Annotated in this window: 22 protein-coding genes and 1 tRNA gene; 13 read left to right on the top strand and 10 right to left on the bottom strand. The window is 63.1% G+C overall.

Translation table 11 applies throughout. From position 1 onward, the window contains the following. Nucleotides 1-19: 19 nt before the first annotated feature. Genes BM079_RS16565 through BM079_RS03950 form a run of 3 tightly spaced genes read left to right on the top strand, consistent with a single transcriptional unit; the run spans nucleotide 20 to nucleotide 2,362 of the window. The gene (locus BM079_RS16565; protein ID WP_139215252.1) at nucleotides 20-385 is read left to right on the top strand and encodes a PepSY domain-containing protein; all 366 of its coding nucleotides are present in this window, start codon (nucleotides 20-22) and stop codon (nucleotides 383-385) included. Then, nucleotides 366-1,046, top strand: coding sequence for a response regulator transcription factor (locus tag BM079_RS03955; protein WP_090131050.1), 681 nt, complete (start codon nucleotides 366-368; stop codon nucleotides 1,044-1,046). The genes BM079_RS16565 and BM079_RS03955 overlap by 20 nt, the downstream gene beginning before the upstream one ends. Beyond that, a complete protein-coding gene (locus BM079_RS03950; RefSeq protein WP_090131048.1) occupies nucleotides 1,046-2,362 on the top strand; it encodes a sensor histidine kinase in 1,317 nt (438 codons plus the stop codon). Before BM079_RS03955 ends, BM079_RS03950 begins: the two co-directional genes overlap by 1 nt. Before the next feature lie 18 nt (nucleotides 2,363-2,380). Here BM079_RS03950 and BM079_RS03945 read toward each other — a convergent pair whose 3' ends face one another. Beyond that, a complete protein-coding gene (locus BM079_RS03945) occupies nucleotides 2,381-4,333 on the bottom strand; it encodes an MFS transporter (RefSeq protein ID WP_245742812.1) in 1,953 nt (650 codons plus the stop codon). Beyond that, complete coding sequence (locus BM079_RS03940) at nucleotides 4,330-4,944, bottom strand: TetR/AcrR family transcriptional regulator (RefSeq protein ID WP_090131046.1); 615 nt, start codon at nucleotides 4,942-4,944, stop codon at nucleotides 4,330-4,332. Before BM079_RS03940 ends, BM079_RS03945 begins: the two co-directional genes overlap by 4 nt. 201 nt (nucleotides 4,945-5,145) lie before the next feature. Between BM079_RS03940 and BM079_RS03935 the strand changes: the two genes are divergently transcribed. Both BM079_RS03935 and BM079_RS03930 read left to right on the top strand, forming a co-directional pair. Then, a complete protein-coding gene (locus BM079_RS03935) occupies nucleotides 5,146-5,844 on the top strand; it encodes an SOS response-associated peptidase (protein WP_090131044.1) in 699 nt (232 codons plus the stop codon). A 76-nt stretch (nucleotides 5,845-5,920) separates the two neighbouring features. Next, nucleotides 5,921-8,680, top strand: a complete 2,760-nt coding sequence (locus BM079_RS03930; RefSeq protein WP_090131042.1) for an insulinase family protein — start codon at nucleotides 5,921-5,923, stop codon at nucleotides 8,678-8,680. Nucleotides 8,681-8,695: 15 nt separating this feature from the next. On the opposite strand, the gene sbcB is transcribed toward BM079_RS03930, so the two are convergent. The 4 genes from sbcB to minC all read right to left on the bottom strand — a co-directional run bounded on the left by sbcB (nucleotide 8,696) and on the right by minC (nucleotide 12,093). Beyond that, complete coding sequence (gene sbcB / locus BM079_RS03925) at nucleotides 8,696-10,162, bottom strand: exodeoxyribonuclease I (protein ID WP_380059416.1); 1,467 nt, start codon at nucleotides 10,160-10,162, stop codon at nucleotides 8,696-8,698. Between the two features lie 92 nt (nucleotides 10,163-10,254). Continuing rightward, the gene (gene minE, locus BM079_RS03920) at nucleotides 10,255-10,509 is read right to left on the bottom strand and encodes a cell division topological specificity factor MinE (protein ID WP_086900848.1); all 255 of its coding nucleotides are present in this window, start codon (nucleotides 10,507-10,509) and stop codon (nucleotides 10,255-10,257) included. Beyond that, a complete protein-coding gene (gene minD, locus BM079_RS03915; protein WP_090131038.1) occupies nucleotides 10,506-11,324 on the bottom strand; it encodes a septum site-determining protein MinD in 819 nt (272 codons plus the stop codon). The genes minE and minD overlap by 4 nt, the downstream gene beginning before the upstream one ends. 43 nt (nucleotides 11,325-11,367) lie before the next feature. Next, nucleotides 11,368-12,093: a septum site-determining protein MinC gene (gene minC / locus BM079_RS03910; RefSeq protein ID WP_090131036.1), complete on the bottom strand. Its 726-nt coding sequence runs from the start codon at nucleotides 12,091-12,093 to the stop codon at nucleotides 11,368-11,370. Between the two features lie 226 nt (nucleotides 12,094-12,319). Between minC and BM079_RS03905 the strand changes: the two genes are divergently transcribed. Together BM079_RS03905 and BM079_RS03900 are read left to right on the top strand one after the other, a co-directional pair. Beyond that, nucleotides 12,320-15,091: a DUF349 domain-containing protein gene (locus BM079_RS03905; protein WP_139215251.1), complete on the top strand. Its 2,772-nt coding sequence runs from the start codon at nucleotides 12,320-12,322 to the stop codon at nucleotides 15,089-15,091. 38 nt (nucleotides 15,092-15,129) lie between these two features. Next, nucleotides 15,130-15,206: transfer RNA gene (locus BM079_RS03900), tRNA-Met, on the top strand. 133 nt (nucleotides 15,207-15,339) lie between these two features. Here the strand turns inward: BM079_RS03900 and BM079_RS03895 are convergent. Continuing rightward, on the bottom strand, nucleotides 15,340-16,119 hold the full coding sequence (locus BM079_RS03895; RefSeq protein WP_090131032.1) for a DUF3750 domain-containing protein: 780 nt from the start codon (nucleotides 16,117-16,119) through the stop codon (nucleotides 15,340-15,342). Nucleotides 16,120-16,288: 169 nt separating this feature from the next. Here BM079_RS03895 and BM079_RS03890 point away from each other — a divergent pair, with 169 nt between their 5' ends. After that, nucleotides 16,289-17,224, top strand: coding sequence for a tetratricopeptide repeat protein (locus BM079_RS03890; protein WP_090131030.1), 936 nt, complete (start codon nucleotides 16,289-16,291; stop codon nucleotides 17,222-17,224). 70 nt (nucleotides 17,225-17,294) lie between these two features. On the opposite strand, the gene BM079_RS03885 is transcribed toward BM079_RS03890, so the two are convergent. Next, on the bottom strand, nucleotides 17,295-18,467 hold the full coding sequence (locus BM079_RS03885; protein ID WP_090131028.1) for a MalY/PatB family protein: 1,173 nt from the start codon (nucleotides 18,465-18,467) through the stop codon (nucleotides 17,295-17,297). A 120-nt stretch (nucleotides 18,468-18,587) separates the two neighbouring features. Between BM079_RS03885 and BM079_RS03880 the strand changes: the two genes are divergently transcribed. Then, nucleotides 18,588-19,025, top strand: a complete 438-nt coding sequence (locus tag BM079_RS03880) for a hypothetical protein (protein WP_090131026.1) — start codon at nucleotides 18,588-18,590, stop codon at nucleotides 19,023-19,025. Nucleotides 19,026-19,041: 16 nt separating this feature from the next. Here the strand turns inward: BM079_RS03880 and BM079_RS03875 are convergent, their stop codons facing one another. Further along, on the bottom strand, nucleotides 19,042-19,377 hold the full coding sequence (locus BM079_RS03875; protein WP_090131024.1) for a hypothetical protein: 336 nt from the start codon (nucleotides 19,375-19,377) through the stop codon (nucleotides 19,042-19,044). A 187-nt stretch (nucleotides 19,378-19,564) separates the two neighbouring features. Between BM079_RS03875 and BM079_RS03870 the strand changes: the two genes are divergently transcribed. Genes BM079_RS03870 through BM079_RS03860 form a run of 3 tightly spaced genes read left to right on the top strand, consistent with a single transcriptional unit; the run spans nucleotide 19,565 to nucleotide 21,699 of the window. Beyond that, nucleotides 19,565-20,089: a DUF501 domain-containing protein gene (locus BM079_RS03870; RefSeq protein WP_090131953.1), complete on the top strand. Its 525-nt coding sequence runs from the start codon at nucleotides 19,565-19,567 to the stop codon at nucleotides 20,087-20,089. Between the two features lie 47 nt (nucleotides 20,090-20,136). Next, nucleotides 20,137-20,700, top strand: a complete 564-nt coding sequence (locus BM079_RS03865; protein ID WP_245742811.1) for an LOG family protein — start codon at nucleotides 20,137-20,139, stop codon at nucleotides 20,698-20,700. Between the two features lie 30 nt (nucleotides 20,701-20,730). After that, a complete protein-coding gene (locus BM079_RS03860) occupies nucleotides 20,731-21,699 on the top strand; it encodes an NAD(P)H-quinone oxidoreductase (RefSeq protein ID WP_090131022.1) in 969 nt (322 codons plus the stop codon). Nucleotides 21,700-21,786: 87 nt separating this feature from the next. Here the strand turns inward: BM079_RS03860 and BM079_RS03855 are convergent, their stop codons facing one another. Further along, nucleotides 21,787-22,308: a tetratricopeptide repeat protein gene (locus tag BM079_RS03855; protein WP_090131020.1), complete on the bottom strand. Its 522-nt coding sequence runs from the start codon at nucleotides 22,306-22,308 to the stop codon at nucleotides 21,787-21,789. Nucleotides 22,309-22,595: 287 nt separating this feature from the next. On the opposite strand from BM079_RS03855, the gene BM079_RS03850 reads away from it, so the two are divergent. Further along, the gene (locus BM079_RS03850; protein ID WP_090131018.1) at nucleotides 22,596-23,633 is read left to right on the top strand and encodes an NADP(H)-dependent aldo-keto reductase; all 1,038 of its coding nucleotides are present in this window, start codon (nucleotides 22,596-22,598) and stop codon (nucleotides 23,631-23,633) included. Nucleotides 23,634-23,650 lie beyond the last annotated feature (17 nt).

Genomic DNA, 23,650 nt, shown 5'->3' with positions numbered 1-23,650 from the left:
CTGCGTGCAACAGGTCAACATGATGTTCATGGATAGCCTTCGGCTGCGTCTGTCCCTTTTCTGCTGCCTGATGCTGCTGCCATTTTTGATGGGGATTGTCAGCGCCTGCCCCAAAGAAGGCCGCGACGTATCCCAGGACGAGGTGCTGCAGATGACCGAAAACGGACATATCGAGCCCTTTCCGGCCATTCTGGAAGAAGCCCGAAAACATCGCAGCGGCAAGCTGCTCGAGGCCAAGCTCGACTGTGTCAACCAACGTTATGTTTACGAAATCGACATGCTCGATCATGATGGACAGATAAGGGCGCTTCGGTTCGATGCCGTTACCGGCAGGCACCTGGATATAGAAGAAGAGAGGGGTAACCATGCGGCTGCTACTGATTGAAGACAACGTCCCGCTTGCGGACGAACTGACGGCCTTGTTTACCCAGCACGGCTACGCCGTTGACTGGTGCACGGACGGCCGTGACGCGGCCGTCATGGCCACCAGCGAGCCCTTTGACATCATTATCCTTGATCTGGGTCTGCCCGGACGCCCGGGACTGACGCTGCTGGAACAGTGGCGCGCCGACGGACTGGACACCCCCATTCTGATTCTGACGGCCCGCTCCAGCTGGAGTGAGCGCATCACCGGCCTGCGTGCCGGAGCCGATGACTATCTGCCCAAACCCTTCCATCCCGATGAACTGATCCTGCGCCTTCAGGCGCTGGTACGCCGCCGTCACGGCCAGCGACCTTCGCCGACCATTTCGGTCGCCGGTGTCGTACTGGACGAAAACGGCCAGAGCGCCTGGCGCACCTCCGATGACACGCCGGTCAACCTGACACGCGCTGAATTTGCGATCCTGCGCTATCTGATGCTGCATCCCGACCATGTCATCGCCAAGGACCGCCTGCTCGATCATCTTTATGACAGCGAACACGACCGCAATCCCAACGTGGTCGAGGTGCATATCAATCACCTTCGTCAGAAACTGGGTCGTGGCGTGATTATCACCCAGCGCGGTCAGGGCTATCGTTTCGGCGGTGACAGCGCCGCCGCCTGATGTCACTGACGCGTCGCCTCGATCTGGGCCTGCTGGCCTCGGTACTGGTCGTCATGCTGCTGCTCGCCCATGGCAGCGTGGTACTGTTTGACTACGTTCTCAGGGACTATCTGACCGAACGCCTGCGCGAGGACGCCGAGAGTCTGGCCACCCTGCCGGTGGATCGGGACAATCAGGTCCGAATCGATCCACTGCGCCTTCGGGCCTCCTTCAACCAGGTCTATTCGGGCCAGTATTTTGTCATTGATATCGATGACACCATTCACCTGCGCTCGCGCTCGCTGTGGGATCACCGGCTCAAGCCGGTGCAGGGGGATACCGCCCAGATCCGTGAGGGTCCCGAAAACCAGTCACTGCTGGCCTGGACCGGGCAGTATCATCGCGGTCAGCATCACTTCACCATTACCACGGCGCTGGACTACAGCACCGTAACCCGACGGCTGGACTGGCTGCGTCTTTGCATCTGGGGGCTGGGCGGCGTCATGGCCATCCTGCTGGTCTTCATCCAGCGCCGCGTCATTCGCCTTGGACTCATGCCGCTGGAGAAGCTGCAGCGCGAGCTGGCCCAGCTGCATGAAGGCAAGCGCATGGCGCTGGAAACCCGGGTACCGGACGAGATAGCGCCCTTCGTTGATGAGCTCAACCACCAGCTGGAGCGTATCGAGCGCGTACTCAACCGCTCGCGCGACGGCATTGCCAATCTGGGCCATGCCCTCAAGACGCCCCTGTCCGTAATGGAGACGCAGCTGGCACGTCGTGAGCTCGAGCAGTTCCCCGATCTGCGCCAGTCCCTTCATGCCAGACTCGACGACATTCATCGCCTGGTAGAAAAAGAGCTTCAGCGCGCCAGGCTGGATACCGGCGAGGTCTCCGCAGCGGCCCGCTTTCAGCCCGACAGCGACATTCAGCCGCTGCTGGACACGCTGCGCGAAATCCACACCAACGTCACCTTCATCAACAACAATACGCTGCTGACACCTCTGCCCTGGGACCGTGACGAGCTACTGGAAATTCTGGGTAACCTGCTGGACAACGCCGGCAAATGGGCCCACGGCATCGCCCGACTGACCATGTCCTGCGACAGGGGCCGATTCGTGATGCTCATCGAGGATGATGGCCCCGGCATTCCCCCCGATCAGCGGGCACGGGTCATGGGGCGTGGCACGCGCCTTGACGAGCAGGTCAGCGGCCACGGTCTCGGGCTGGGCATCGTGGAGCAGATTGTCCACCACCACGGTGGCGAGATTCATCTCGGTGAAAGCGACCTGGGCGGGCTGGCCGTGACCGTGGAACTGCCCACCCCAGTATCGAACTAACGGCTTCTCCGAACGCGTCTAACGCGCTGCTTCCTGTTCCGCGTCCCGGGTGTCGGTCAGGGCGACCGGCGTTTTGACAGGCTTGTTACTGGCATGAGGGTCGATGCTGGTCTTGAGCGCCGCAACACTTGCCTGCAGCGAGTCACGGGTGACGGTTTCCGAATCGACCGGCGCGCCAAAGCTCAGACACACCTTTGCCCGAAAGCGTCCGGGTATGCCCTTGAAGGGTACACCGTTATAGCGTGATGACCACGACCCCCAGAGCCCGGAGAGCGCGGCCGGGACGACCGGCACCGGATCCCGCTTGAGGATCAGATCGATGCCGCGACGAAACTCGTTCATCCGGCCATCCCGGGTCAGCCGCCCCTCGGGGAACAGCATGACCACCTCCCCGTTCTGCAGTGCCTTGCTGACCATATCCAGCGCCCGGCGCATCCCCTTGGGATCACGGCGCTCGGAAGCGACCGGGATGGCACCGGCCATGCGGAAAAACCAGTTGAGCCAGGGCGACTCGTAGATCGGCTTGTCCATCAAAAACCGCAGCGGCCGCGGGCTCGCCCCCCCCATGACCAGGGCATCCATAAAGCTGACGTGGTTACAGACCACGATCGCGGCCCCCTCATCGGGAATGTTTTCGATACCGCGAATCCGTAGTCGATACCACATATGCACCAGCACGAAGATACTGATGCGCATCATCGGACGGGCCTGCAGCACCGCACAGACCAGCGCCGTGATCAGCGAAATCACCGACAGTGAGGCAAAAAACGTGTGCAGGGTAATCTCCATGACACCGATCAGCACGGCCCCGAAAACTGCTGACAGCACCATGAACAGCGCGTTGAGAATGTTGTTGGCAGCGATCATGCGCGCCCGGTCTCCGTCGCTGCTTAAAATCTGCACCAGCGTATACAGCGGAATGATATAGAGACCGCCACCGGCGCCGATCAGGATCAGATCCAGCAGCATCCACCAGAAGCGCGGCATGGCCACAAGCTCGGTCATGGTGTTGATCCCCGCCCCCAGCGCCGGATGGGTGGCAAAATCAAACCCTGCCAGTGCCAGCACGAAGGCGCCAATGGGCACCAGCCCCACCTCCAGCCGACCGGCCGATAGACGAGCACAGATCAGCGACCCCAGCCCCACGCCAACGGCAAAGGCTGCCAGCAGCATCGTCACTGCCCCCGCCTGGCCGTGCACCACGTTGCGCGTCCACAGCGGCAGCTGGGTCAGATAGCAGGCCCCCAGAAACCAGAATACGCTGATGCCGATCAGGGCACGAAAGATTCGAGGCGAGCGCCAGGCGCTTGAGAGCACCTGCCAGGAACCACGAAGGGGCTGCCATTTCAGCTTCCCCTGAAGACTGGCAGGCGCAGAAGGCACCAGCAGTGACGCGCCCAGCCCACCCAGCGAGACGATGATCAGCGTGGCGCCGATCAGCAGGTGAGCCTGGCTGCCCCCCAGCGCCATGAGAATGCCGGCGCCGAGCGTTCCGAGCAGGATCGCCAGAAAGGTGCCCATCTCCACCCAGGCATTGGCCTGAACCAGTTCGGTACGCTGCACGTGCTGAGGCAGAATGGCGTATTTGACCGGACCGAACAGCGCCGACTGGGTCCCCATCATGAACAAGAGCCCCAGCAGCAGGGCGTAGGCGTTTAGCCAGATAGCCAGCGCCGCGCAGCTCATGGTGGCCAGTTCCAGCCATTTGAGCGCAATGATGAGCTGACGCTTGTCCCGATAGTCGGCAAGCTGCCCGCCCCAGGCAGAAAACAGGAGATAGGGCAGGATGAACAGCGCCGCCGCCAGGTTGTTGATCAGTCCCGCATCCCAGCCCAGCTGAGGCACGGCCACGAAGGTCACCAGCAGCAGCAGAACGTTTTTGAAAACGTTATCGTTGAAGGCGCCCAGCGCCTGGGTCCAGAAAAAGGGCGCAAAGGAGCGGCTGCGCATCAGCTTCAGGACATTTCTCAATGGCCGGCCCCCCTGGCACGCAGCCCCGCCAGAATGGTATGCAAAAGCTGATCCAGCAACTCGGTGACCTCAAGGGCCTGCCCCTGGCCATAGCCCAGGCGCTCGTTGAGCCCCAGCTGGACCAGACCATGCACGCTGCCCCACAGGGTGCGCGCCAGTCGGCTGGCTTCCAGATCAGTCATCTGCGGCTGAATTTCCTTGAGCGTGGCCTCGACGCGCAGAAACAGCGCCTCGATCATGCGTCCCTGCCGGGTATCAAGCTCGCCCTCCTCGGCCAGCGGATGATCAAACAGCAGCTGCCAGCGATAGGGATAGGTGTGGCCGAACTTCCAGTAGGCTTTCGCCAGAGCGCTCAGACGCTCGTCGGGCGTACCGGTCTGAAAGGTGTCGATATGCCCCCTGAGGCTGTCCAGCGTTTCAAGGTTGACGTACTGAAGCAGATTGTTGAAGCTGCCATAGAGCTTGAGCAGCGTGCTGGGCGCACAGCCGACATCACGAGCAATGGAACGCAGAGACAGGGCGTGTATGGGATGTTCCTTGAGCCAGCTGTCGCATGCCGCCATGACGCTGGCATGCAGCTCTTCCGGTGAATGCTGTCTTGGGCGCGCCATGAAAATCCCTGCCTGTTATGTTTTGTGATCGAACACTGTTTTCGTACAGCATATCCAGCCTGTCTTTAAAAGCAAGGGATATCGCGGATACGCAAAACACAAGATCTGTGCACATCCCTTGTATACGGATACATGAGCTTTCAAGGATTTCCTTGACGAAGTCGCATATTTTCACACCATCCATCTTCCATGGAGACTGTCATGGCAGGGCGCTTGTACATTGAAACACTGGATACCGCCCGGCTTCTGGACGACGTCTTAATCGACAGCCCCATCGTGGCCAGCCCCAATCTTTCTCCGCGGCACTGGCTGTCGATGCTGCGTCTGGAACAGGGCAGGGTTCATCTGGGACGTGCCTTCTGGGGCATGACGCCCTCATGGCTCAAGGTTCTTGACCATGCGCCGCACTGCGCAAGAGCAGAGTCGCTGGATGAAAGACGCATGTTTCGCGAAGCCTTTGCCGCCCGCCGCTGCCTGATTCCGGTCTCAGGGGTGTACATCTGGAAACAGCTGCCACGGCAGAAGCAGCCCTTTCTGGTGACCCGAATCGATCGCGCCCCCTTCATGCTGGCCGGACTCTGGTGTCGCTACATGACCGATCTCAAAACGGCCTTTGACTCCATGGCCCTGATCACCGTGGATGTCGACGCCCCATTGACGCCGCTGACCGATCGCTTCCCCGCAGTGATCGATGCTGATCAAGCCACCCGCTGGCTGTCATCTGATACGCCGCTTTCACAGGCCAGAGCGCTGCTCACTCCGGCGCCCCCGGCGCTTCTGGGCGCCTTCCCGGTCGAGCGGCTGGTCAATGACCCTGCCAATCAGCACTGGCACTGCGCCCGCCCCACCGGCCACATGATGACCGCCACGCGCGGCGCCATTCAGGCCACCGGGCACTGATCAATAGCCGCAATATATTCAAAGCGCACGGGGCCACCATCTGCCCCGATCCGCCAGCAACCGCGAATCCGTAACCATGACGACAAACGCTTCATCAGGCAATGAGCAGGCTCAACGTGTCATTCCCGGTCCGGGCGATAGCGCCGAATACCGGGCTTTGACGCTCGACAACGGCCTGCAGGTGCTGCTGGTACACGACGCAGCGGCCGAGCGTGCCGGCGCCGCCATGAACGTGGCCGCCGGAAGCGCCTTCAATCCGGAGGCCTTTCCAGGTCTGGCCCACTTCCTCGAACACATGCTGTTTCTGGGCACCGACCGCTACCCCGATCCCGACGACTACCATCAATTTCTGGGCGAGCACGGCGGCCAGCACAACGCCTTTACCGCACCGCGCGATACCAACTATTTCTTTGACATCGCCCCTGAGGCTTTTGCTCCGGCGCTGGCGCGTTTTGCCCGCTTTTTTATCGCCCCGACGCTGGATGAGACCTGCATCGAGCGCGAACGTCACGCCGTTCATGCCGAGTACCAGTCCCGATTGCAGGATGACGCCCGACGCCTCGAGGATGCCCTGAGTCAGGCCCTGAACCCCGATCACCCTTATAACCGGTTCAGCATCGGCAACCTCGACACCCTCAGAGACCTTCCCGGCCAGACCCTGCGTGACGCGCTGGTGGCCTTTCACGAGTCGCACTATGACGCCAACACCCTGTCGCTGGTACTGATCGGCCCTCAGTCGCTGGACGCACTTGACGCCCTGGCCCGGGAGCACTTTGCCGAAGTCCCCGATCGCGGCCTGACGCCACGCACCATTGATCAGCCGGTGGCCCTCGAGACACAGCTGCCCGCAGCCATGGCCGTTCAATCGCTGCAGCACCAGCATCAGGTGCGCTTTCTCTTTCCCATCCCTGATCCCGATCAGGATTACCGGCTCAAGCCGGTCTCGTTTCTGTCCAACCTGATCGGTCATGAGGCCCCGGGCAGTCTGCTGGCCTGTCTGCGCCAGCGCGGCTGGGCTGACGGGCTGTCCGCCGGCAGCGCCCGCGGTGACGGCCGGCGCGCGCTGTTGATGGTCAATATCGAGTTGACGCCGCAGGGCAGCGAGCATCTTGACGAGATTCAGGCTTCGCTCATGGCATGGATCGATCTGATTCGTGATCAGGGCATGGCGTCGTGGCGCTATGACGAACAGGCCCGGCTTGTCGAACAGCAGTTTCGCTTTCAGCAGCGTCAGTCCCCCGCCCGACAGGCCACCGCCCTGTCGCTGGCGATGGCCCGCTATCCGATTCAGGACGTCTGCCGGGCCGGCTTTTTGATGGAAGGCTTTGACGGGCCTCGTATTCACGAATACCTGAAGTGTCTGACATCCTCGTCGCTGCTGCGTCTTTACAGCGGCCCGGAAGTCTCGGGCGAACAGCGCTCGCCCTGGTTCGAGACGCTCTGGCAGTACGACACCGTCTGCCAGTGCGGCGCCGATGGTGTCATCGACGGGCTTGCCCTGCCCGACGTCAACGACTTCATCGCCGGCGATCTGGAGCTCCTTGATGCGTCAGCCACCGCCACCCGCTGCCTGATCGACACTCCGGAGATGGATCTCTGGCTGCACGCCACGGGCGAATTCGGCGCGCCGCGCGTGGAGTGGCGCATCAGCCTGCAGAACCCGCACGCCGGTGAAAGCGCTGCGCACTCGGTCATGACCGAGCTGCTGGCGCGCTGGCTGGAGGACAGCCTGTCCGATACGCTCTATCCGGCCCGACTGGCCGGGCAGGGCATGAGCGCCCATGCCCACGCACGCGGCATGACGCTCTCCTTCTCCGGCTGGCGCGACCGTCAGGCGCTGGTCATGGATCGGGTACTTGATCAGCTCGTGGACGGCGACATGAGTGATCACCACCTTCAGCGTGCCAGCCGCAGCCTCAGGCGCCGCTGGCAGGATGAGCCCGCCTCGGCCCTTCACGAACAGCTCAACCGGGCACTGGTGCAAAACGTCATCACCCCGGCCTGGAGCAGCGAGGCGCGCCTGACCGCACTGGAATCCATTACCCATGAGCGCCTGCGCGACTTTCGCCGCCAGTGGCTCAATGAACTGCACGTACAGGCGCTGGCCACCGGTGACATCGATGCCGAGCAGGCCCGCCAGATGGGCGCACGCGTTCAGGCGCGTCTCTCCCCCGACATCACAGGAGAGGCGATTGTCCAGCCGGCGGTTTTGTCACCGCAGACGACACCACCGCTGCTGCGGCCGAACAGCCGGCGCCGGGATTCAGGCATCCTTTACTATCTTCAGGGCGAGGGAGGCAGCGTGGCCGAACAGGCCCGCCTGGCCATTCTGGGGCAGATCATCAGCGCGCCCTTTTTCAATCGGCTCCGAACCGAGCAGCAGCTGGGCTATGTCGTCTCGGCGCGCTATCAGCCCCTGCTCGAAGTCCCCGGTCTGGGGCTGCTGGTTCAATCACCGGATCACGACAGCGACACGCTCAGAGCCCGTATCGAGGCGTTTCTGACAGGATTTGATGACATCGTTGCCGCCATGAAGGATCAGGACATCAACGCCTGTCAGCAGGCGGTGGCCGAGCGGCTTGTGGAGCGCGAGCAGCGCCTGGGGCAGCTGAGCGCGCGACTCTGGCAGGAACTGGCGCACGGCTGGACGCGCTTTGATCACCGCGAGCGGCTGGCAGAAGCCGTCAGGCATCAGCGTGGCGAGGATATCCGGACCGCCTGGCAGCAGCTGCGATCGCGTCCGGTCCTGATGGTCGGCGCCGATGACGGCGTGGCGGCCAACATTGCCGAGACGCCCTGGCAGGCCCTGCTGACCGCGCCACCCCGACAGCCATGATTCAGGGCTGCAGGCCTACTCAAAGGCCTGCGGCGGCATCATGGCCTCAACATGCATGACCAGCTCCTCGATGCACTGACGCTCGCGATCGCTCATGTGGGCAAGCTCACCGTTGAGGCGTTCGATCTCGCGGGCAAAACCGGCAAGCGTCATGGCGGCCACCTTCGGGTCGTTCATGCGCTCCCAGCGATCACTCTCCCAGCGCGTACGCTCCTCGGAGGTCAGCACTTCGGGATAGTTGCGCGCCTTGTAGCGAAAGAACATCTCTTCGAGACGGGTATCCTGAAAGGCTGGCTGCAGCGCCTCGAGTGTCTCCACCGGCGTCTCGCGGATACGCGTCATCTCGCGCTTGTCGCTGTTGGAGAAAAAGCCGCCCGAGTAGAGCATCAGATCGGGGTCGGCCGGCGGTGCCGGCGGCGCGCCACTGAACGCCTGCGCCACGCGCGTCGAGATATCGGCGCTTCCGGCCAGCTGCTGCCAGTGGCGCTCGGCGGCCTCCCGGTCAATGCCCAGACGCTCGGCTACGGCATCATCCACGGCCTTGATCGGCATCAGCACCGGGCTGCGGTTGAGATGAATCACCTTGAGCGGAATGCGGGACGTGCCTTCCGAAAGCTCATCGGCGCTGGCAAAGACACGCTCGGCGATGGCCTCCGGGGTCAGTTCGAACAGCGGCGTCGGATCCATGGCCAGATCCACCACGATCACCCCGTTGGGGTTGGTCGGGTGCATGGCCAGCGGCGCAATCAGGGCGCTGCAGCCGCGGCTGGCCGGATAGCGCCGCGAGATGTGGAGCATGGGCTTTCGCGTATTGACGTCCAGCAGCGAGGCGACCCGACGCTTGTCGCGAAGCCCCAGCAGGTAGTCAAAGAGCTTTTCGTTGCGTGCGCGCAAAAGCTTTGCCAGCTCAATGGTGGCGCGCACGTCGGCCAGCGCATCGTGGGCGTCACCATGTTCGATGCCGTTGGCCACGCTGAGCTTCTCGAGCTTGAAGCTGGGGCTACCGTCCTCGCGGGTGGGCCATTCGATCCCTTCCGGACGCAGCGCGTAGAAAGCCCGCACGGCATCGATCAGATCCCAGCGCGAATTACCGTTTTGCCACTCGCGCGCGTAGGGGTCGATGAAGTTGCGATAGAACAGATGGCGCGTGACTTCATCGTCAAAGCGCAGCGAATTATATCCCAGCGTGCAGGTTTCTCCCTGCTGCATCATCTCCAGAATACGCCCGGCGAACTCGGTTTCGGGCAGACCTCGACGCGAGGCCTGCTGAGGCGTGATGCCGGTCAGCAGGCACGCCACGGGCTGTGGCAGATAGTCATCACTCTGACGACAGTAGATGACCTCGGGCTCGCCGATTTCGTTGAACTGCGCATCGGTTCGGATGGCGGCAAACTGCGAGGGGCGGTCCCGGCGCGGATCGGCGCCGAAGGTCTCGTAGTCATGAAAAAGAAAGCTGACCGACAAAACAGTGGCTCCTGGCAGGGGTTCCAGACAAGGGTCATGGGGCAGGCGGGGATCATGGCCACGCCCCTTCAGCAGCCGTGGCCAGTGAAAGGGCGCGTGGGTTCGCGGTATCAGCCGCGGTTGGGCAGGGTCACGTTGAGCTCCAGTACCGAACAGTCATCCTCGCTGTCCAGACTGATGTTGATGGCATCCTGCTCGACCTCGACATAGCGACGGATCACCTCAAGGAGCTCACGCTCCAGCATGGGCATGTAATCGGGCTGACCGCGCTGACCGCGCTGGTGGGCCACGATGATCTGTAGCCGCTCCTTGGCGACCGATGCCGATTTCTTGCGCTCGCGCTTTAGAAATTCAAGTAGTTTCACCGACGCCCCCCGCCGAAGATCCGACTCAGAAAACTTTTCTTTTGTAGCTGATGAAAGCGTAGCGGCTTTTCATCACCCAAAAGCCTGGCCACCGTATCACTATAGGCCTGACCGGCATCGCTGTCCTGGTCATGCGTTACCGGCACCCCGGAGTTGGAGGAACGCAGTACGGCCTCGGATTCCGGAATCAGACCGATCAGCTTGATCGCCAGGATTTCCTGAATGTCTTCCAGGTTGAGCATATCGCCGCTGTCGACCCGGTTGGGGTCGTAGCGCGTGATCAGAAGACGCTCGACAACCGGGTCCTGTCCCTGCTCGGCACGACGGGTCTTGGACGCCAGAAGGCCCAGGATGCGGTCGGAGTCGCGCACCGAGGAGACTTCCGGATTGGTCACCACGATTGCCTCATCGGCAAAATACATCGCCAGCTGGGCACCGCGCTCGATGCCGGCGGGCGAATCGCAGACGATATAGTCGAAATCTTCCGAGAGCTTGTCGAGCACCTGCTCGACGCCCTCGAGCGTCAGGGCATCCTTGTCGCGGGTCTGCGAGGCCGGCAGGATATACAGATTGTCGGTGCGCTTGTCACGGATCATGGCCTGATTGAGACCCGCCTCGCCCTGAATGACATTGACCAGGTCGTAGACCACACGACGCTCGCAGCCCATGATCAGATCGAGATTTCTAAGGCCCACATCAAAATCGATAACGACGGTCTTGTTGCCTTTCAAGGCCAGACCGGTAGCGATGGCTGCCGCGCTGGTGGTCTTGCCGACCCCGCCCTTTCCTGATGTAACGACGATGATCCTGGCCAAAATGCGCTTCCTGTAACTGTTGCGTTGTAAGGGGGCTTCGCGGTCAGACGAGTGCTTCTATGGATAACTGATTGTCTCTCAGTCTGACCTGAACCGTCGTATTGAGCAGTGACGGATCGATATCCTCAAGGCGCTTGTAGTTGCCGGCAACCGACAAGAGCTCGGCATGAAGCTCGTGACAGAAGATGCCACAGTCGCGATCGCCGTGGATACCGGCCAGTGCCCGCCCGCGCAGCGGGCCATAAATGTGGACACTGCCGGCTGCCAGCACTTCGGCCCCGGCATTGACCGCGCCCACCACCACCAGATCGCCCTCGGCGGCGCTGATCTGCTGGCCCGAACGGACCGTCCCGCGGAAGATGCGCCCACCGCTGGGGGCACTGCTCGCAGCGGGGACACGGTCAGGCGGCGGCGTGACCGACTCAAGCGTGCGCGATTCCCGAGACTCCTGAGGTGGAAACCAGCCCAGTCCCAGCGCCCATGCCGACTGCTTGATCCCCTCGCTGCCACCTCTGACTGCCACCGGCAGCAGCTTGTGCGAACGGCACACGGCACAAAGACGCTCCAGCGCCAATGCGGTATCATCGAGTTTTTCAACACTCAATACCACTGGCGTATGCTGAAAAAAAGCCGGCGACTGGCTAAGCTTGCCTGCCAGTTGCGCACTGATACGTTCGGGGTCAGGGCTGTTGAGCTCCATGACCGTCATGGGCAGCATACCGCCCTTGAACGTAAAGGCAGTGGCCGTCTGATCCACCTTGAGACTCATGCCCGGTTTCCTGTCGGATAATGAATGAACGCCCTGAGCGATGATAGTGTTGCCGGGCCATGATCATACGGTGTGTGCCGGCGTCTGTCAGGTGTCGCCAGTTACCGACGCCCCTGCAGGGAAGTTCTGCACGCGCTCCCGGGCCTGTTATTATCGCCCTGACGTCAAAACGCCCGTATTGCCCGGTATTCAGCCACCGCCAGTTGCCTGGAACGACATCGATCTCATGCCCGGATTTCTACAACGCCTGTTTGCGCCGCGCTGGCGTCACGCCGATGCCCGTATTCGTCAGGAAGCCATTGCCAGCCTGAGCGCCGAGCGCGATCGCGACAAGCTCGAAACCCTGCTTCAGGATAACAATGCGGAAGTGCGTCATGCCGCCCTCGAGCGTCTGGCTACCCCCGAGCACTACCAGACGCTGCTGACGACTCTCGAGGCCGACACGCCGCTTTATCGCACGCTGCGCGATACCCTCAGCGGTCGGGAGCGCACGCTGCTGACCCTGGAGCAGCGCCAGCAGGTCATGGACGCGCTCACCGACCCGACCCTGCTCGAACACATGGCCACCCATGCCGATAACCAGCAGCTCAGACTGGCCGCGCTGGTGCGTATCGAGGATGAAAACATCCTGATCGAGCAGGCCTGCCAGAACTCGATTGCCGGCGTCCGTCAGGCGGCAGCCGGTCGCATCGACAGTGATGAAGGGCTCGAGCGCCTGGCGCGTGAAGCGCGCCGCGACAAGCAGATCATGCGCAGTGCCCGCGACAGGCTCAATCAGCGCCGTGACCAGCGCCGCGAGCAGGACGCCCGACAGCAGCGTCGTGACGATCTGATTGCCGCCATGACCCGTCTGTCAGACCAGCAGTGGGAACCCATGCTGCCGGCGCGCTATCGTCATCTGGTGCGCGAATGGCAGTCGCTGGCGGACGATGCCGACGCGTCGCAAAACCAGAAGTTCTACCGGGTGGAACAGCTCACCAGTGCGCGCGTGGCCGAGCATGACAACGCCCAGCGCGAAGCTCAGGCACGCGAACAGGCCATGGACATGGCGCGTCGCGACAGCCAGCGAATCATCAGCTCGCTGACTCAGGCGCTGAAGGATCTTGAGCATCGCACCACGCTGGACGGTCAGGACGTGGCCCAGCTGCAGGCGCACTTTAAACTTCAGGCCGAACAGTGGCGTGACCTGACCGACCGCATCGCCCCGGAGCAGGAAGACCAGCGCCGTTTCGAAGCACTGACCCAGCAGGCCAGCGAACTGATCTCGGCATGGGAACGCTTTGAAGCGCACCAGGAGACGCTGCGCAGTGCCATCGAGGCCCGGGATCATCAGAGCATCGAGCAGACAAGACGCACCATCGCCTGGCCGAAGGGGCTGCCCTGCCCGACCCTGCTGACTCATCTGCCCGAGCCTGCTGCCCCGACCGGCAGCGAGCCCGCATCGAGCACCTCGATCGACCCGGACCAGTTCCAGCAGTCTCTCGATCAGCTCGAGAACCAGCTTGACCGCGGCGAACTCCAGGAGTCTACCCGCCTGCTGGACAGCCTGATGCAGCGCCGCCACCGCCTGCCGCCGGCCCGGCGCGACAGCCTGCAGGCACGGCTCAGTCAGCTGGGCCAGCGCACACATGAACTGCGCGACTGGCGCAACTTTGCCGCCGCCCCCAAGCGCGACCAGCTGATTGAAGGCATGGAAGGTCTGGCCGCGTCGGAACTGGATGAGCCGGCGCGCGACCAGCAGCATCGACGACTGGTACGGGACTGGAAGGCGCTGGGCGACGCCGCCGCTTCCCGTGAACGTTCCACTCGTTTTCGCCAGGCCTCCGATCGGGTCCGCGAGCAGCTTACCGATTACTATCAGCGCCGCGACCAGCAGCGTGAAACCAATCTCGCCGAGCGCGAACGGCTCTGCGAGCAGCTCGAGACGCTGATTGACCACACCGCCGCCACTTCCGACCCCGACAGCCTGCGCACCATCCGTGATCGTGCCCGTGAGGCGTGGCGTCAATGGTCGCCCGTACCGCGCGATCGCGAGGCCGAGCTGCGCCAGCGCTTTACCCGCTCCCTGCGCGCCCTGCAGACCCTGATCGATCAGCAGGCACGCGCCGTGGCCCAGGCCAAGCAGGCGCTGGTGGACGAGATCCGTGAGCTGGAAGAAGCCGATATCGACGACGAGCGTCGTGCCGAGAAGGCCAAGGCACTCCAGACCCGATGGCGCGAGCTCGGCCGAGCCCCCCGGGGCGAGGAGCAGACCCTTTGGCGCGCCTTCCGCCAGCACTGCGACACCATCTTCGAGCGTCGCAACAGCCGGCGCCAGCAGCAGCGACAGCAGCGCGACAGTCGTATGGATCAGATGCAGGCGCTGATTGACCGGATGGATCAGTGGCAGCCTGACAGCGCCGCGGACCGGGCCACCCTTGACGAGGCCGAACGCGAAGCCGATGCCCTGATGCCGCTGCCCAACGGCCCGCGCACCGGCGGCATGCTCAAGCGCTGGGAAGGCATCCTGCGTGATCGTCGGGAACGGCTCGATCGGCTGGCGCTTGGCGCACTGGCTGATCGCTGGCAGCAGTGGCAACCGCTGCTTGAGGCCCACGTGGCCGCCGACAGCCGGGCAATTGCAGACGCACCAGCCGACAGCGTTGACACACCGCTGGCACTCTCCCCCGAGGCGCTGGCAGCTCATCGGCTGCGCAATGAGCGCCGTGCAACGGGTGAGCGAGCCAAGGCCCGGGAGTGGCTGGAACACCTGCGCGTGCACCTGTCCGTGCTGGTGGATGCCCCGCTGGACAGCGAGGACTCCTCGCGGCGTCTGGACGTTCAGGTGGCCCGACTCAACGACGCCATGGGCAGCACCTCCGACCCCATGGAAGAGCTCGAGCAGCTGCAGTACCGGCTGCTGGCCAGCGGGCCGATCAACGAAGAGGACTGGCAGGCAGTCTCGCCTCGGCTGAACGCACTCATGGCCATGTTGCAGGAAATTGACAGCGACGATTGACATGGGCAAAAAAACGCGTAAGATGCACAGCACGTCGATGCGGGGTGGAGCAGCCTGGTAGCTCGTCGGGCTCATAACCCGAAGGTCGTCGGTTCAAATCCGGCCCCCGCTACCATCGACAGACAGCTTGCAAAGCCGACCTACGGGTCGGCTTTTTTGCGTCTGAACACTGTCAGACTCCGACCTGTACCGCCTGCCGGGCCGGCCTCTGAACCGGCCGTTTCAGTCGATCAGAAAGACTGCCCTGCTCATTCATACTGCGATCGATACAGCGGTGCCGGTGCCAGCCGCCCGATGCCCGGCAGCTTGATGGCCAGATCCAGCGGGTCGACACCGAACACCAGCCCCAGCAGATTGAACTCGAGCCCCTCATCGCGTGCGGCCATGACACCCAACAGGCCATACAGAGAGACCTGATACCCCGTGCCGCTGGGGGCAGGCGCCATAAACCGACTCGGCAAATGCGCGTCATCGATCAGATAATCCTTGCCGAGCGCCAGCGCAGGCATCTCGACGTTGAGCTCGGGCACCTGACGAATCAGCCAGGCAATGAACGTGTTGCTGTTGGGCCCTGGAAAGACGCGATAGTGATCCGGTCGGGGGTAATCCCTTACAGCCTGTTCGATATGCACGATGGCCTGCGCGGCCTGGGGCCCGCGCAGATCTGCCAGCAGCTGCGGGCGCTGGCCGAACCATTCACGATCCGGCATCCCCTGTCGCGTGCGCACGGTGGGCCGTCGCCAGCCCTGAACCTCATGGGTGGTATAGGTACGCCCACCGGCCGGCTTGACGGCAATCCAGGTGTGCATGGCAAAGGCGCCACGCCAGTTGAAGGCCCGGGCGCCATAAAGCTGCACCACGGCCTCGTTGAACTCGTCAGCCCGCGGCGCCAGACCGACCGATTCCCGCCCGGCACCGGCCCAGCCGGTACGCGTATCGATATCACCCAGCCACCAGACGGCCGCTGGCCCGGCCAGCAGCAGTGCCACCAGCGCCATCATGCCACTCAGCCATTTGATCAGGATCATTGCGTGCTCCCGGACCGGATTTCGGCGCTGATCACTACTCTGTCGCTGCCATCACTCATGTCCTGCACGCCCTGTTGGGCAAGGCGGCTTGAATTCGGCGGGTTCCAGCGCCATAAACAACCTCATCTTCGAAAGAAATCGTGAACCCCTTTAGCGAGAGCTTGCCATCATGCAGATCGTTGACCCCAAAACCGGTGAACCCATGGGCGCGCCATCGTCGCCGTCCGGCCAGAGCGCCGGCAACAATGCCGATGCTTCGCAGTTCATCGTTGATGTCGACATGTCCAACTTCCAGCAGGTCGTCCTGGAAGGGTCAATGCACATTCCCGTGCTCCTGCAGAGCTGGGGCCCCTCGAGCGAGACCTGTCGGACGCTGATACCGGTTCTGGAAAAGCTGGCTCACGAGTATCAGGGTGCCTTTGTACTGGCCAGGCTCAATATCGAGGAGCAACCTCAGATCGCCGCTCAGCTGGGCATCCGCTCAGGGCCTGATGTCAAGCTGATCATGCAGGGGCAGCTCTATGACCAGCTGCATGAAGCCCTGCCGGAGCGTCAGATGCGCGACTGGCTCGGCAAGCACATCGCCGCGCCCGAAGGCGGCAGCCAGAGCCTTGAAGAGCAGGTTCAGGCCGCGCTGGAGACCGGCGACACGGCCACCGCTCGCAGCCTGCTCACACAGCTGATCAGTGATTATCCCGATGATCACGGCTATCGCATCGACATGGCCGGTGTCATGACCCGCGAAGGTCATTTCGACGATGCGCTCGCCATTCTTGATGCCCTGCCGCCGGAGCACCGCGATGGCGTCAAGGCACGTGGCGTTCGTGCTCGCATCGATTTCGCCCGCGAAGCCCTCTCTATGGAAGAGATCGAGGCCATGGCGGATCGCGATGACAGCGACGCGCAGTTTCAGCGTTCGCTGCGCGCCGTGGCCGACGGCGACTATGAACGCGGTCTCGAGGGCCTGCTTGAGCTCATGAAACGTGATCGCAGCTACGGAGAAGACGCCGCGCGCAAGACGTTGCTGCGCGTGTTTGACGCCCTCGGCGGCGATCATCCGCTGACGGTCGCCTACCGTCGTCGCATGTTTACCCTGCTGTACTGATCCCCGAGCGGTGGCTCCGAGCGCCCGGCCCCACTCAGGGCCGGGCGCTTTTGTTTTCACGCCTGTTTTTTTACACCCCGGACGGCGCCAGCAGCGCGTCCATCCGCATCAGGGCCTGCTCCAGCAGGGCGCGCTCGGTGCCGAAATTGAGCCGGGCAAAGCCGGGCCAGCCAAAGTCGGCGCCGTTGTTGAGCGCCACTCCGGCCTGCTTGAGCACCGTTTTTTGAGGGGTCTCGCCAAGGCCTGCCTCGCGCAGGTCCAGCCACGCCAGAAAGGTCGCCTGAGGCGCACTCAGGTGTACGCCCGGCCAGCGCGCCACAAACGATTCGATCAGCGCCAGATTGTCACGCAGCTGCGCCAGCAGCCCCTGACGCCACGGCTCACCGTGGGCAAAAGCGGCATGAGCCGCCGTCTCGCCCATGATGTTGTCAGAGGGCATCAACCCGAGACAGCCACGCTTGAAGCGGGCCCGCAGATCGTCATCGCTGATCACGGCGCAGGCACTGGTCAGCCCGGCCACGTTGAAGGTCTTGGAGGCGGCCCAGAGCGTGATGGTGCGCGACGCCAGACGCGGCTCGGCATGCGCCAGCGGCCGGTGGGCGCTGCCATCCAGAATCAGATCGCAGTGCAGTTCGTCGGAGCAGACCAGCAGGTCGTGACGTTCAACGAAATCGGACAGTCGCGCAAGCTCTTCATGGTCGAAGACGCGCCCGGTCGGATTGTGCGGGTGGCACCAGAGCAGCAGCCGGGTGTGCGGCGTGACGGCGGCTTCCATGGCGTCAAAATCCAGCCGCCATAGCGGATCCTCTTCGGTTGGCGCGCGCATCGGTGCCGTCTGCGGCGTGCGTCCGGTATTGTCCGCCACCTTCAAAAAGGGCGGATAGATGGGCGTGACGGTCAGCACGCCATCACCGGGCTGGGTCAGGGCAAGGCTTGCCACGTGCAGCGCCGGCACAACGCCGGGCAACCAGTGCTGCCAGTCGGGCTCGATCTCCCAGCCATAGCGCGCCAGACTCCACTGGCACAGCGCCTGCTTCAGGTCACGGCTGGCGTGCGTATAGCCAAAGACCGGATGCGCCACCCGCTCGGCCAGCGCCGTCTGAATGGCCGGGGCCACGGCAAAATCCATGTCCGCCACCCACAGCGGCAGCACATCCTCGTCATACAGATGCCATTTGGTGGTAGGGTACACGCGCCGGTCCAGCGGTGTCGTAAAATCAAAGGCGGCACTGTCGTGCGACATGCAGACTCCCTGAAGTGCAGATCCGGTCAGTCTCTGACCGAAGCGTGATTGAACACATGATGTCGTGATAGCGGCGGCATCGTGATCCCTTTTGAGCCGACTTTTCCAGACAGACATGTCATGACCGATAGCGACTTTTATACCAGCGCCATGGCCGGCCTGCCTTCCCTGATCGAGCGCTGGCTCGAGATTGGCGACACCACGCCGGACAAACTGGGGATCATCCTGGCCGACACCGCCCGGGTTGCCCGGCTGGGCGACCCGGAGGGCGACCCGGATGGTGACACCCTCCACCGCTGGGCCAGCCCCGGGTCAAGAACCGATCAGCCGCCGGCCTGGGCCGCCCGCAGCGCCCTTTTCCTGCTGTCCCAGATGCCGGCCCATCCGATGCCGCAGACGCCATCACAGTGTGATGGATGGGCGTGGACCTGGATACGCCTGCGCCACTGGGAGAGCCTTGAAAAGGCGCAGGACGCGCTGCCGCAGTGGCTGGCACCGGCGCTCAGGACGCGCCTTGCCAGGGCCTGGCAGGACCACACCGCCCAGCGCCTGCTCTGACCGGCGGCCCTGCACCTCAACGCTGGCGCTTGATCGGCGACTTGGGCTTGAAGCCGGGCGGTCGATTCGAGAGCCAGCGGGCGAACTCGGCGATATCCGGCTGGGCCAGCAGCGCGTCACGCGTGTGATAGCTTTCGGCCATCTCGCGTTCGCTGAGCACGCGATGAATATGGTTGTGACAGGGGCGACAGATCATCAGGATGTCGCCTTTCATCTCTTCACGGCTGAAGCGCTTGCGAAACCGCTTGCGCCCGTGCAGGGCGCGCGGAATCAGATGGTGACGGGTCAGGGCCACGCCCTGACGCGCGCACAGCGCACAGCACTCCCCGGTAGTGGCATCGCCTTGTGACATGGCGTCTCCGCAGCAGGTAACAGAAGCTCGATCGCGACGGGCTGACGCTCAGTATAAGATGGTGATCTGTGCCTTGCCGCTGCCAGGGGCCATGTCTATGATGCATGTCCGTTTTTATACCAGCGGCATCTGCTTTTCCCTTTCACGATCGTGCGCCCCGGGCCCACGTCGAACTGCTTATCCGACCATGATCATTCGTACCGACCACGCCCCCAGCGACGCCCAGCTCGATATCATCACACAGCAGCTGGGGCGCACGCCGCGAGGGCTTCAGGCCGTCAGTGCCGAGGACCGCCACGGCACGCCGCTGGCACTGCGCGTTGCCCCACTGGTGGAGGGCAAGCCCTTCCCGACGCTTTACTGGCTCTGCAGCCGCGAGCTGACCGTCGCGCTTTCCCACCTTGAAGCCGAGGGTGTGATCAAGCGCCTTGAAGCGCATCTCAAGGACAACGAGGCGCTGCGCGAAGCCTACCGTCAGAGCCATGAGGCCTACGTGCAACGACGCTGGGCGCTGATGACGCCGCAGGAGCGCGACGAGATCGAGCGCCTGGGCTTCACAAAAGCCCTGACCGAGCGCGGCGTGGGTGGTATCAGCAACTGGCAGCAGGTCCGCTGCCTGCATACGCAATATGCCCATCACATCAGCGATCACAACGCGATCGGCGCCTGGGTGGATGAGCACTATCCGCAGGTCGCCGAAAGCATTGGCTGAGCGCCGAAAGGCCTTTTTCGTCTGATTCAACAGCAGCAGGTATCGTCATGAACACTCATATCCGGTCCACGGACAGCCGCAGCGTCTGCGTTTACATGGGCTCTCGCAGCGGCCATGCCCCCCACTGGCAGCAGCTCGCCGAGGCGGTCGGCGAAGGCATTGCGCGACGCGGCTGGCGTCTGGTCTACGGTGGCGGCCATACCGGTCTGATGGGCGCCTGTGCCAGCGCCGCGCTGGCGGCCGGCGGTGAGGTCGTTGGCATCATTCCCGACCACCTGGTCGAGCGCGAAGTGGCCCACACGGGACTGACCGAGCTGCTCAGGGTGCCGGACATGCATACCCGAAAGGCACAGATGGCCGCCCGCAGCGACGGCTTTGTCACCCTGCCGGGGGGCATCGGGACCTTCGAGGAGTTTTTTGAAACCTGGACGTGGCGCTATCTGGGGCTGCACCGCAAACCCATCGGGCTGCTCAATCACGCCGGCTTCTTTGATCCCCTGCTACAGTTTCTGGACAACACGGTCGAGGCGGGCTTTCTCAACGCCGATACGCGCGCCACGCTGATCAGCGCCGACACGCCGGACGAGCTTCTGGACGCCCTCTTCGACTGATTTTGCCTTATTGGACTGGAGTAGCACCGCATGTATGCCATTGCCGTCAAGGATTCGCATCTCCATTGGTGCGAGCACAACGACCTGCCCTCTCCCGGCGGCAGCGAAATTCTCATCGATGTGGCCTGGGCGGGCATGAACCGCGCTGACGTCCTGCAGCGTGACGGGGGCTACCCACCGCCGAAGGGTGCCTCGGAGATTCTCGGGCTCGAGGTCAGCGGCGTGGTGGCAAGCATTGGCCCGGCAGTGGAACGCTTTCGCGTCGGCGATCAGGTCTGTGCACTGCTCGCAGGCGGTGGCTACGCCGAGCAGGTTCTGGTCAATGAAGCCCAAGCGCTGCGTATTCCCCAGGGCATGACCCTGCGCGATGCGGCTGCCCTGCCGGAAGTGTTCGCTACCGCCTGGCTCAATCTGTTCATGGAGGCAGACCTGCGTGAAGGCGAGCGGGTACTGCTGCATGCCGGCGCCAGCGGCGTGGGAACGGCTGCCATCCAGCTCTGCCGGGCCTTCAACAACCCCTGTTTTGTCACCGTGGGCAGTCAGGACAAGATCGAGGCCTGTCAATCGCTGGGGGCCGACGGCGGCTGGAACCGTCACGACGGCAGCTTTGTCGAGGCCGTACAGAACTGGGGTGGGGTCGATGTCGTGCTTGATCCGGTCGCCGGCGAATATATCGAATGGAACCAGCAGGTGCTCAATCTGGACGGTCGTATTATCCTGATCGGCTTCATGGGCGGTCGGGAAACCAGCGTTGATCTCGCACGCATGCTGATGAAGCGCCAGCGCCTGATCGGCTCGACGCTGCGCTCGCGCTCGCCGGCCGGCAAGGGCAGCGTCATGGATGCCCTTTACGCCCATGTCTGGCCGCTGCTGGAAAACGGTCGCATCAAGCCGCTGATCGATCGCACCTTCTCGATTCAGGAGGCGGACGAAGCCATGCGCTATCTGGAAGAGAACACCAGTACCGGCAAGGTGTTGATGGGCGTTTCCGGCGCCTGATCACGACTTTGAACCACAAAAGGCCCGAATCCACAGGACTCGGGCCTTTTCATGTCACGAACTGACGCAGGACGGTTGGCGACGCTGTTACTGCAGGGCAGGAGAACGCGCAGGCACCGAAGTCATCTGGCGGGCAACCGCCGCCGTGTCACCCTCGGTCTGGTGCCAGTAATGTGAACGCTGCGGGTCTACCGGCAGCCCAAGCTCACCGTGATCAAAGGCGTGCGCCAGACGTTGCGCTGCGCCGGCATGGCCGGCTTCAGCAGCACGGGCATACCAGGTGACGGCACGGTCTTCACGGCGTGCAAACTGGGTGCAGCCGTGTTCGTACATGTGGCCTACCTGATACTGGGCTTCGGGATGACCGGCCTCTGCGGCCTTCACCACGCAGCGTACGCCGCGGGCCTTGTCACGGGCCGACTGACCGCGCCGAAACAGCATCACACCATAGGTGGACAGCGCATCCACATGCCCGGCGTTGGCACAGCGTCGAAACAGGTGCATGGTCAGACGCCGCTTGTGGGCGGAGCCTTCCAGCCACGGGGCCTGCATCAGGCGCGACGCCAGGCGATATTCAAGCTGTGTGAAAACCTGAGCAGAGCGCAGCATAACAACCAACCTTGTAAGTTCCAGCGTTCGATTCGTGCCCTGTCTGCTCATAGCGTGGCAGGGATCAGGTCATGACGCGAACGGCTGTTGCCGTGAAGGTGACTCATCACCTGCAGAAAAATTGAAAGGGGCAGCCCCGTTATCGCACCACCGGAAAACCGTCACCCGGGGCAGCGAGGCCGGCAATATACGCCTGTGAGGAAGACGACTCAAGCCCCGTGTTTGCCCGCGCATCACCGCCCGTCTAACATGGGCACTCACCCGCTCTACAAGGCTCTGGAGACCCCATGGAAAGACGTCCTCTCGGTGACAGTGGTATTTCGGTCAGCCGGCTCTGTCTTGGCACCATGACCTTTGGCGAACAAAACAGCGAGGCCGAGGCACACGAGCAGCTCGACCGCGCTCTGGCCGCCGGTATCGACTTCATCGACACCGCCGAAATGTATCCGGTACCGCCGAATGGCGAGACCCAGGGGCGCACCGAGGCTTATATCGGGAGCTGGCTGAAGGCGCGCGGGCGTCGCGATGACATCGTGCTGGCCAGCAAGGTGGCCGGTGCCGGTCGCGGCATGGAGTATCTGCGCGGCGGGCCAAGGCTGTCGCGACCCCAGATTCATCAGGCCCTTGATGACAGCCTCAAGCGCCTGAATACCGACTATCTCGACCTTTATCAGCTGCACTGGCCGGACCGCCCCGCCAACTACTTCGGCAAGCTGGACTACCAGCACGAAGAGGCGCCGGACGCCACGCCGCTGGAAGAGACGCTGTCAGCACTCAAGGAAGCCGTGGACGCCGGCAAGATTCGAACCATCGGCCTGTCCAATGAGACGCCCTGGGGCACGATGCACTGCCTGCGTCTGGCCGAGACCATGAACCTGCCGCGCGTGGTATCGGTCCAGAACCCCTATAACCTGCTCAACCGCAGCTACGAAATCGGCATGGCCGAAATCAGCCATCGCGAGAACGTGGGGCTTCTGGCCTATTCACCGCTGGCCTTCGGGGTGCTCAGCGGCAAGTATCTGGGCGGCATGAAGCCCGAAGGCGCACGGCTGACACTGTTCGAGCGCTTCCAGCGCTACAATTCGACGCTGGCTGAAGAGGCCACCTGGGCTTATGTCGACATTGCCCGACGCTTTGATCTCAACCCGGCCCGGATGGCGCTGGCCTGGGTCAATACCCGCCCCTTCGTCACCAGCAACATCATCGGGGCCACCACGCTTGAGCAGCTCGATCACAACATCGCAAGCGAAGGCATGACGCTCTCCGATGAGGTCATCGAAGCCATCGAGGGTGTCCACAAGCGTCTGCCCAATCCCTGCCCCTGAGCCCACTCTCTTCGAAC

Origin of the sequence: Kushneria avicenniae (assembly GCF_900112585.1) — a bacterium.
GTDB classification, from domain to species: Bacteria; Pseudomonadota; Gammaproteobacteria; order Pseudomonadales; family Halomonadaceae; genus Kushneria; species Kushneria avicenniae.
The sequence above is the reverse complement of the archived record's forward strand: the minus strand, read 5'-3'. Positions and strand labels throughout refer to the sequence as shown.

Excerpts from the sequence above, each read along its gene's own strand:
- BM079_RS03930 (WP_090131042.1), top strand. The coding sequence starts at position 5,921 with ATGACGACAAACGCTTCATCAGGCAATGAGCAGGCTCAACGTGTCATT.
- BM079_RS03940 (WP_090131046.1), bottom strand. The coding sequence starts at position 4,944 with ATGGCGCGCCCAAGACAGCATTCACCGGAAGAGCTGCATGCCAGCGTC.
- BM079_RS03870 (WP_090131953.1), top strand. The coding sequence starts at position 19,565 with ATGATCATTCGTACCGACCACGCCCCCAGCGACGCCCAGCTCGATATC.
- BM079_RS03935 (WP_090131044.1), top strand. The coding sequence starts at position 5,146 with ATGGCAGGGCGCTTGTACATTGAAACACTGGATACCGCCCGGCTTCTG.
- BM079_RS03850 (WP_090131018.1), top strand. The coding sequence starts at position 22,596 with ATGGAAAGACGTCCTCTCGGTGACAGTGGTATTTCGGTCAGCCGGCTC.
- BM079_RS03905 (WP_139215251.1), top strand. The coding sequence starts at position 12,320 with ATGCCCGGATTTCTACAACGCCTGTTTGCGCCGCGCTGGCGTCACGCC.
- BM079_RS03860 (WP_090131022.1), top strand. The coding sequence starts at position 20,731 with ATGTATGCCATTGCCGTCAAGGATTCGCATCTCCATTGGTGCGAGCAC.
- BM079_RS16565 (WP_139215252.1), top strand. The coding sequence starts at position 20 with ATGATGTTCATGGATAGCCTTCGGCTGCGTCTGTCCCTTTTCTGCTGC.
- minC (WP_090131036.1), bottom strand. The coding sequence starts at position 12,093 with ATGAGTCTCAAGGTGGATCAGACGGCCACTGCCTTTACGTTCAAGGGC.
- BM079_RS03880 (WP_090131026.1), top strand. The coding sequence starts at position 18,588 with ATGACCGATAGCGACTTTTATACCAGCGCCATGGCCGGCCTGCCTTCC.
- BM079_RS03885 (WP_090131028.1), bottom strand. The coding sequence starts at position 18,467 with ATGTCGCACGACAGTGCCGCCTTTGATTTTACGACACCGCTGGACCGG.
- BM079_RS03895 (WP_090131032.1), bottom strand. The coding sequence starts at position 16,119 with ATGATCCTGATCAAATGGCTGAGTGGCATGATGGCGCTGGTGGCACTG.
- BM079_RS03950 (WP_090131048.1), top strand. The coding sequence starts at position 1,046 with ATGTCACTGACGCGTCGCCTCGATCTGGGCCTGCTGGCCTCGGTACTG.
- BM079_RS03875 (WP_090131024.1), bottom strand. The coding sequence starts at position 19,377 with ATGTCACAAGGCGATGCCACTACCGGGGAGTGCTGTGCGCTGTGCGCG.
- BM079_RS03890 (WP_090131030.1), top strand. The coding sequence starts at position 16,289 with ATGCAGATCGTTGACCCCAAAACCGGTGAACCCATGGGCGCGCCATCG.
- BM079_RS03855 (WP_090131020.1), bottom strand. The coding sequence starts at position 22,308 with ATGCTGCGCTCTGCTCAGGTTTTCACACAGCTTGAATATCGCCTGGCG.
- BM079_RS03955 (WP_090131050.1), top strand. The coding sequence starts at position 366 with ATGCGGCTGCTACTGATTGAAGACAACGTCCCGCTTGCGGACGAACTG.
- BM079_RS03865 (WP_245742811.1), top strand. The coding sequence starts at position 20,137 with ATGAACACTCATATCCGGTCCACGGACAGCCGCAGCGTCTGCGTTTAC.